7 protein-coding genes are annotated in these 7823 nt (G+C 41.9%); 2 read left to right on the top strand and 5 right to left on the bottom strand.

Annotated elements, in window-relative coordinates; translation table 11 throughout:
* The 5 genes from ACU01J_RS21120 to ACU01J_RS21100 all read right to left on the bottom strand — a co-directional run.
* The coding region (locus ACU01J_RS21120) for a type I restriction endonuclease subunit R, EcoR124 family (RefSeq protein WP_481087395.1) at positions 1-2840 on the bottom strand (2840 nt) is incomplete at its 3' end.
* Positions 2833-3957 (bottom strand): OLD family protein, encoded by a 1125-nt coding sequence (locus tag ACU01J_RS21115; RefSeq protein ID WP_481087402.1) that lies wholly within the window; start codon positions 3955-3957, stop codon positions 2833-2835. The genes ACU01J_RS21115 and ACU01J_RS21120, both read right to left, overlap by 8 nt.
* A gap of 1 nt (position 3958) precedes the next feature.
* Positions 3959-5143: a restriction endonuclease subunit S gene (locus ACU01J_RS21110; protein ID WP_481087401.1), complete on the bottom strand. Its 1185-nt coding sequence runs from the start codon at positions 5141-5143 to the stop codon at positions 3959-3961.
* 2 nt (positions 5144-5145) lie between these two features.
* On the bottom strand, positions 5146-5751 hold the full coding sequence (gene fic, locus ACU01J_RS21105; protein WP_481087400.1) for a protein adenylyltransferase Fic: 606 nt from the start codon (positions 5749-5751) through the stop codon (positions 5146-5148).
* Positions 5748-7313, bottom strand: coding sequence for a type I restriction-modification system subunit M (locus ACU01J_RS21100; protein ID WP_268664446.1), 1566 nt, complete (start codon positions 7311-7313; stop codon positions 5748-5750). Before ACU01J_RS21100 ends, fic begins: the two co-directional genes overlap by 4 nt.
* A 76-nt stretch (positions 7314-7389) precedes the next feature.
* On the opposite strand from ACU01J_RS21100, the gene ACU01J_RS21095 reads away from it, so the two are divergent.
* Both ACU01J_RS21095 and ACU01J_RS21090 read left to right on the top strand, forming a co-directional pair.
* Positions 7390-7551, top strand: coding sequence for a hypothetical protein (locus tag ACU01J_RS21095; protein WP_268664447.1), 162 nt, complete (start codon positions 7390-7392; stop codon positions 7549-7551).
* A gap of 30 nt (positions 7552-7581) precedes the next feature.
* Positions 7582-7823 (top strand): HU family DNA-binding protein (locus ACU01J_RS21090; protein ID WP_481087399.1); only part of this gene is annotated, 242 nt, incomplete at its 3' end.

Below are 7823 nucleotides of genomic sequence, written 5' to 3'. Positions count from 1 at the left end.
GCATCAATAATGCTTGGCTTGTCTAAAATGTCATCAAGGTTTGTGTGGTTGATGAAATCCACCAGCAAGCTTTCTTTTGCTCGGTTGCCAAGGCTCGTTCGAATTAAGCGGCGTACCTCCTCAACAAGCATAGCTTTATCTTTGCTTTTCTTATTGTGGTCGAAAATCAACTCAAGAATGTAATCTAAGTTAATTTCTTGTGATTTTAGTAGGTCTACTTCAAAGGTAATACCATCCCAATCCAAGGTTGATTGACTCTGCTCATTTCCCGCTTTCTCTTTTCTGAGCCAGTCTCGAATATCGTTATAAGTTGAACGGTAATCCTGTATCGCTCTTTCTGTTGGCATGTGAACGGCTTGCAACTCTTGGACATCTTCATCATTGAGATAGTGCTCCGCTTTAAATGCGTCGATAGCATTCTCGTCGGTGATGTCAATGTGTTGCAGCGCTCTTAAACTGGTGAACTCGTCATAGTTTTGCAAGACGTTTTCAAGTCGAAGGTACTCCCCAAAGAGCTTAGTAAATGCTCTTTTTTCCTTCTCAGTCACAATGTCGTCAGGGTTAGGGAATCGCGCTTGCAGCTCCGCACTCACTTCTAGATAGCCTCGCTTGGCTTTACCTGTTAATACATCGGTAAAGCCCTCCATGTACTCTTGGTAGCTTTTTTCTAACACGACATTTTTGGTGTTTTTATCCCCAAAGATTTTGATGGCGTCAACGGTTGCAGCTTCAAGGTTTCTGAATGTGACAATGTTGCCAAAGGTTTTGGTTGCGTCATAGATACGGTTAGTGCGTGAGAATGCTTGAATAAGACCATGATGGCGTAAGTTTTTGTCAACAAAAAGCGTGTTGAGTCTTGGCGCATCAAAGCCGGTTAAGAACATACCCACCACAATGAGTAGATCCACTTCTTGGTTTTGTACGCGTAAAGCTAAATCACGATAGTAGTTTTGGAACTGTTTACTATCAACGCTATAGTTGGTTTTAAACTGAACGTTATAGTCATCAATCACCGAGGTTAAAAACTCCTTCGCACTGCTGTCCATTGCAGAAAGCTCAAAGGATTCGTCTAGAATGTCTCCAATAGCGCTTTGCTCTTCGTTCGCCGCAAATGAGAAAATAGTCGCGACTTTTAATGGTCGGTGATTTTCATTTTGTAGCGCTTTGAAAGAGTCGTAGTAGGCTTTTGCCGCGTCCACACTGCTCACGGCAAACATTGCATTGAACCCCTTACCATTGGCAAGCAGTCGATGTGTCTTCTGCCTGAAGTTGTTGAGAATATAGTGCGTAATTTCTTTAATGCGTTCAGGATGCAGTAACGCTTGTTTGTTTTCAGCCGCCGAAAGCTTACTTTCATCCAATTCATTTTCTATGGCGTTAAATTTAGGGCGAACATCGTTATAATCCACCTTGAACTTTAAGACTTTTTCATCACGAATGGCATCGGTCAGGATGTAGCTGTGCAGCTCTGTACCAAACACACTAGCAGTGGTGTCAGAGCTTAGCGCGTTATCAGGGAAGATAGGGGTGCCAGTAAAGCCAAATTGATAAAACTTCTTGAACTTTTTCTTTAGGTTCTTCTGAGCTTCACCAAATTGAGAGCGATGCGCTTCATCGAAAATGAACACCACATGTTGATGATAAAGGGCTAAATCACGATCCGATTTCATTAAGTTGTTGAGTTTTTGAATGGTCGTGACAATGATTTTGTTGTCTTCTTTGTCGATATTACGTTTAAGCCCTGCCGTGCTTTCAGAGCCATTCACGCTATCAGGAGAGAAGCGCTGGTACTCTTTCATGGTCTGGTAGTCCAAATCTTTTCGGTCCACCACAAAGAAAACTTTATCTACAAACTCTAACTCAGTAGCAAGGCGCGCCGCTTTAAAACTGGTCAGCGTCTTACCTGAGCCTGTAGTATGCCAAATATAGCCGCCACTTTCGGGTTTACTCCACAGTTTGTGCTCATATGAGCCACGGATTTTCCATAAAATGCGTTCGGTTGCCGCTATTTGATAGGGACGCATGATCAGCAAGGTATCACTGGTATCGAGGACAGAGTAATTCAGTAAGACGTTCAATAGCGTGTTTTTTTGAAACAGCGTTGCCGTCACATCTTTTAAATCTTTGATAAGGTCATTGTTGGACTTAGCCCAGTTCATCGTGAAATCGAAGCTGTTTTTATTCCTCTGTGTGGTATTCGCAAAGTAGCGTGTATCGGTTCCATTGGAGATCACGAAGACTTGGAGGTATTGATACAGTGAGCTCTCTGAATTGAAGCTCTCTTTACTGTAACGGTGCACTTGGTTAAACGCTTCTCGTATCGCAATACCGCGCTTTTTTAATTCCACTTGAACCAATGGCAACCCATTGACCAACACCGTCACATCATAACGGTTTGCCGCCGAGCCAGTTTGTTCAAACTGTTGGATCACCTGTACCTTGTTTCGAGCCAGCTGCTTTTTATCAAACAAGTAAATGTTTTGAATGCGGCCATTATCAAAAACAAAGTCATAAATGTGGTTGTCGTGAACTTTACGTGTTTTATCGATGATATTATCACTGGGCTTATCGAGATATTCTTCGACAAAGCGGTGCCATTCACTCTCTAAAAAGGTGACATTATTCAGAGCTTGTAGCTGGATTCGAACATTATCTCTCATCGCTTTCGCACTGTTAATGTCTTTCCTGAACTCAAAGCCCTGATTGACCAAATCAGTAATAAATTCGTTTTCTAGCTCTTGCTCAGTTTGATAGCCTTCACTGGCATCATTACGCGTAGTGTACTTGTCAAGAACAATGAAATGGTTAGATTGCGCTATCGGTGTACTGTGCTCAGCCATGCTCGACTTCCTGCTCTTTAAATTGATAGGTGTTCACTAAATGATTGAATAAATACACCACGGTCTCTTTTTCTTGAGGTGTCGGCTCAGCAACCACCTCCCCAGAGAGGGTAGAGTGACTTGTAAACTGAATGATGCGATTTAAATACGCCTCTTGATCATCGGGTAATAGTTCAGACCAAGTGCGGTAGCCAAGAAAACTGGCGGTTTTTTCATACAGGTTACGTAGTAAGGTGAAGTGATACTTCTGAATACTTTGGGGCGTTTGGATAGCTTGTTCAATGGTTTGCTTTAAAAACAAGTGATAAGAAAAGCTGGTGTTGGAATCTCCTTGCTTCTCTTCAAGCTCAAACGTACCGTCTTCAAACTTACTCAGCATATAACAGGCTCTGCGGTTGAATTCATTCCACAACACATTGTAAAACAGCGGACTATGAGTAGAAATAATGAATCGAAGTCCATTGTCATGTTCACTCTCACTAATGAGCTTTGCCAAACTGACGGCAAGCTCAATCAAGTGATTTTCATCTAACGAGCTAACCGGATCATCAATGAAAACGTATTCCAGTTCATCAAATTGACGGGTAGTACGATTCTCAGCGTCAAGAATGTTTCGTTCGCTAATCACTTGCTCTAGTAGCGTATAAAAGACACTCCAGATGAAGTTGCTCTCCTCCCCCTTAGAGATTTTAATAAACTCAGTGGTGTGTTCATGGCCCTGCTCAAAAGAGAAGGATACTTCTGAAAAGTTTTCATGGAACTTAGGCATCAAGGATGAATTCGAATAATGTTGAAAATGACCAATGACGTCATTTTCTTTGCCTTGTTCGCCTAAAACCCAAGGAGTAAAACTATTTGGATGGATCTTAAGCTTACGCTGCGCATCTTGGTCTAAATCATTATCCCAATAGAATAAGTCTTCTGTAAACGCGTTGTAATAAAGCGTTTTCCATTGAGGCTCTTCTGGTTCATTTTCCTCAATAGTCTCACCAGCAAGTAACGTTTTAAAAGCTCTTGATAGCCGCGTTTTCCCTGTGCCATTAAAAGCGTAGATAAGCTGTACTTTCTTATCTTTGTCTTTTAATTGCTGGGCTATTTCAGTCAACGTTTTATTCATCTCAAGCCTCTCCATGAGGTTTCGGGAAGGTCAACAACAAATCACGATAATATTCGTATTGTTTCTGGCGTAGCTCGATTTCGCGTGGGAGACCTTCGCTGATGGAGTGAGTCAGTGTGTCGAATTTATCGAGAATAGTAGCAATGCGCTCTTGTTCAGCTAGTGATTTTTCTTCATTACTAGCTAATGGAATCGGCACCAAATAATCCATAATTTTGGGTTTGTTACCTCGTGGCATTTTAGCGCCTTTCGCATGCTGCATGTTGTATTCAAAAAAATTGTCATCAGCTAAAACGTGATATAAGTATCGTGGATTTATGGCAGTATCAGTCGGGTGAACGACAAGAACATCACCGTTAGTGCCCCCAATTCGATCGGCATGCCAAATCTTCTTTAGATAAGGACGTATATTCCCTATCAAGATGTCTCCCACGTTGTATCGTGTAAGATTTCCACTATCTGGAGTGCGAGTAGAGTCTATTTTGCCAGCTCTATTTTGTAGCAAGTTTTCAACACCAACATAGTTGTTACCATCTAGCTCTGTATAGTTAATGCGAGTCTTTGAGTACTCTGCAAGCTCACCTAATGCCTTCCACTCAACCTCTTCACCTTCAAAACTCAACAACTTATCTCGATAGTAGTTGTATTGTTTCTTGCGTGCTGTAAGCTCGTCTGTAAGCTCGTCTGTAAGCTCGTCTGTAAGTGCGCTGAATGCGTCTAAGATTCGGACGATTTCGGTTTGGATGTGTAGTGGGGGGATTGGCATATCCATTGCTTCTATTGCACTTTTTGATAAACGCGGGATACTCGCCCGTCGCACTTGAGAAAAAAGCTTATGCTGCTTAGTCAATAAGAAGTAATATAAATACTTGTCACAAATCGCTTTGGGTGTGATTAAAAAATAAACATCATCCGCTGCCCAAAAGTCCAAGGCACTATATCCAATTTCTCCGGCTGCTCCAGCGCTAATTATAAAACTAGTATCCCCTTTTACATTACTTTCTGCATAGTAGCCAAGAGGTGTCATGCTGTTTTGAAATACAGCATATTCTCCAGATGACTCCAGTTGATTTTTAACCAGCCTTTTTCCACGTTTTAGCTCAACAGCCTCACTTAACCGTTTCCATTCAACCTCAGTACCATCTAGCAGCTTTTCAATATAAGCACTCATGTTATTGTTCGTCATGATTACAGCTCCTCCGTCTTGAAGTCGCTGTAACCCTCGTAGTAGTAGCTCACATCGATACCTTTCATAAAGAGAGAGCGACTTTCAACCTTCGTGGTTAATGCCTGCTTAAGGAGATGTTTGATTTCAATGTCTTTAACAGGGCTACGTTCCATGGCTGAGAGGTAGTCGTCTTTATCCACTAAGTTCCAGTCAATGACTTGCCCTACCTCTTGCTTTAAAATCAAATCTAGCCAGATACGAGTTGAGCGACCATTCCCCTCTCTAAACGGGTGAGCAATATTCATTTCTACGTATTTTTCAATGATTTCATCAACATTACGTTGCGGCATCTTATCGATGTATGACAAAGATTGCTTTAAGTGCATCAAAGGGGCGAAGCGGAAGTTGCTTTTGGCTATATTCACTTCCCTTATTTTCCCCGCAAAAGAGTAAATGTCTTCAAACAAATACTTATGGATAAAGCTCAGCCCTGCAAATGTCCCGACTTCTACATTGTGAAGTTCACCTGAGTCAAACAGCTCACGCGCCTTTTTTTTGCTAAGCTTTTCTTCCACTTTTGAAAGGTCAACTTGGTTTGTGATATTGAGTTTATTGTCTAAGATCATGCATGATTCTCCGCTGATTCTATCTCTGCGACAATGGCGTCAATATCCGTGCGTAATTGAGTAATGTTTGCAACGGTTGTTTTTAGCTCTTCGTTAAGCTTTGTGATGTCAATGGCCTCACGGGTGTCTTTAGGCTCAACATAAGCACTCACCGAAAGGTTATAGTCATTTTTTTCAATGTCACCGATATCCATGTTTTTAGCGACATGTTCAATCTCCCCTTTACCGTCGAAGATCGTCATAATTTGATCGATATGCTCATTCAAAAGCACGTTGTTATTCGTAGCTTTATCGAAGAAATCCTCACCACTGGCGTCAATAAATTGAATGGAATTCTCTTTTTTGTTTTTTGAAAGCACTAAGATGTTGACGGCGATTGACGTGCCAAAGAACAGATTAGGCGCAAGTGATATCACGGTTTCGACGTAGTTATTGTCAACTAAATACTGTCGGATTTTCTTCTCAGCGCCACCACGATAAAAAATGCCAGGGAAGCAAACTATGGCAGCTCTGCCTTTAGAGGAGAGATAATTCAGCGCGTGAAGAACGAAAGCAAAGTCTGCCTTGGATTTCGGTGCCAATACCCCCGCAGGAGCAAAACGTTCATCATTAATGAGTGTTGGATCGTCACTTCCTACCCACTTAACTGAGTAGGGCGGATTGGACACGATGGCATCAAATGGTTTTTCATCACCAAATTGAGGGTGGATGAGTGTATTACCTAACGCAATATCAAATTTATCGTAGTTGATATTGTGCAAAAACATGTTCATACGAGCTAGGTTATAAGTCGTATGGTTGATCTCTTGACCAAAGAAGCCTTCCTCAATAATGTGGTTATCAAAGTGCTTTTTGGCTTGTAGCAACAAAGACCCTGAGCCTGCTGCCGGATCATAGATTTTATTCACCGAGGTTTGTTTATGCATCGCTAATTGAGCCAGCAGCTTAGACACACTTTGCGGTGTGAAGAACTCCCCGCCTGATTTTCCCGCATTGGCCGCATAGTTTGAGATCAAGTACTCATAAGCGTCACCAAACAAATCAATCTGATTATCTTGAAAATCCCCTAGTTGGAGTTTTGCTACTCCTTTGAGCACCGATACCAGTCGAGCGTTCTTGTCTGATACTGTATTGCCAAGGCGGTTGCTGGTGGTATCAAAATCAGCAAATAACCCTTTAATGTCTTGCTCTGAAGGATAACCATTTGCCGAGCTTTCTATGGATGAAAATACCTTTGCAAGATCGGTGTTCAAGTTGTCATTCGTACTCGCACCATGGACTACATTGCAAAAAAGCTCGCTAGGGTAGATAAAGTAGCCTTTGGTTTTGGTGGCATCGTCACGGATCAACTCAATTCTTGGATCATCATCCTTAAAGCCTGCGTATTGAATACTTGCGTCGCCAGCTTCAATATAGTTAGTGAAGTTTTCACTGATAAAACGATAGAAAAGAGATCCTAGGACGTATTGTTTAAAATCCCAACCATCAACAGAGCCTCTGACCTCATTGGCGATTTGCCAAATTTGGCGTTGTAACTCTGCTCGTTGTTCGGTGCTGGTCATAGCGAGGTATTCCTAGTGTCAAATTAAGTAAAACAAACCATTGCATGATATTATCATGATTTCAGGGAAAGGAACTATGACTAAGAAAGCTAAGACTAAGAACACGAAAACCAAAAAGTACGTAGAAAGCAATCCCACACTGAAACGTGTCAAAGGGGATGTTGCTGCCCATCAAGCACGTAAAAAAATTGAACAGTGGAAAGAGCAGCGAGAATTTGATAAACAGTTCGAGCTTTAAATCAAATATAACCTAAGGAAAATACATCACATGAATAAAACGCAACTGACAGAGCTCATCTTCGCTCAAGCAGATATCACCAAAAAGCAAGCGAGTGAAGCTCTGGATGCTATCACTCAAGGGATTACACAATCCTTAGCACAAGGTGAAGAAGTCGCTCTTATTGGCTTTGGGACATTTAAAATCACTGAGCGCGGTGCACGCACAGGACGTAACCCAAGCACAGGTGAAACCATTCAAATCGCCGCCAGCAAATCGCCAAGCTTTAAAGC

It is taken from the genome of Vibrio sp. 2433-A1 (genome assembly GCF_056726085.1).
This window is presented reverse-complemented; position numbering and strand designations above follow the sequence as displayed.

Bases quoted from the DNA above. Each gene is read 5' to 3' on its own strand.
- ACU01J_RS21115 (WP_481087402.1), bottom strand. From the start codon at position 3,957: ATGAATAAAACGTTGACTGAAATAGCCCAGCAATTAAAAGACAAAGAT.
- ACU01J_RS21110 (WP_481087401.1), bottom strand. From the start codon at position 5,143: ATGACGAACAATAACATGAGTGCTTATATTGAAAAGCTGCTAGATGGT.
- fic (WP_481087400.1), bottom strand. From the start codon at position 5,751: ATGATCTTAGACAATAAACTCAATATCACAAACCAAGTTGACCTTTCA.
- ACU01J_RS21100 (WP_268664446.1), bottom strand. From the start codon at position 7,313: ATGACCAGCACCGAACAACGAGCAGAGTTACAACGCCAAATTTGGCAA.
- ACU01J_RS21095 (WP_268664447.1), top strand. From the start codon at position 7,390: ATGACTAAGAAAGCTAAGACTAAGAACACGAAAACCAAAAAGTACGTA.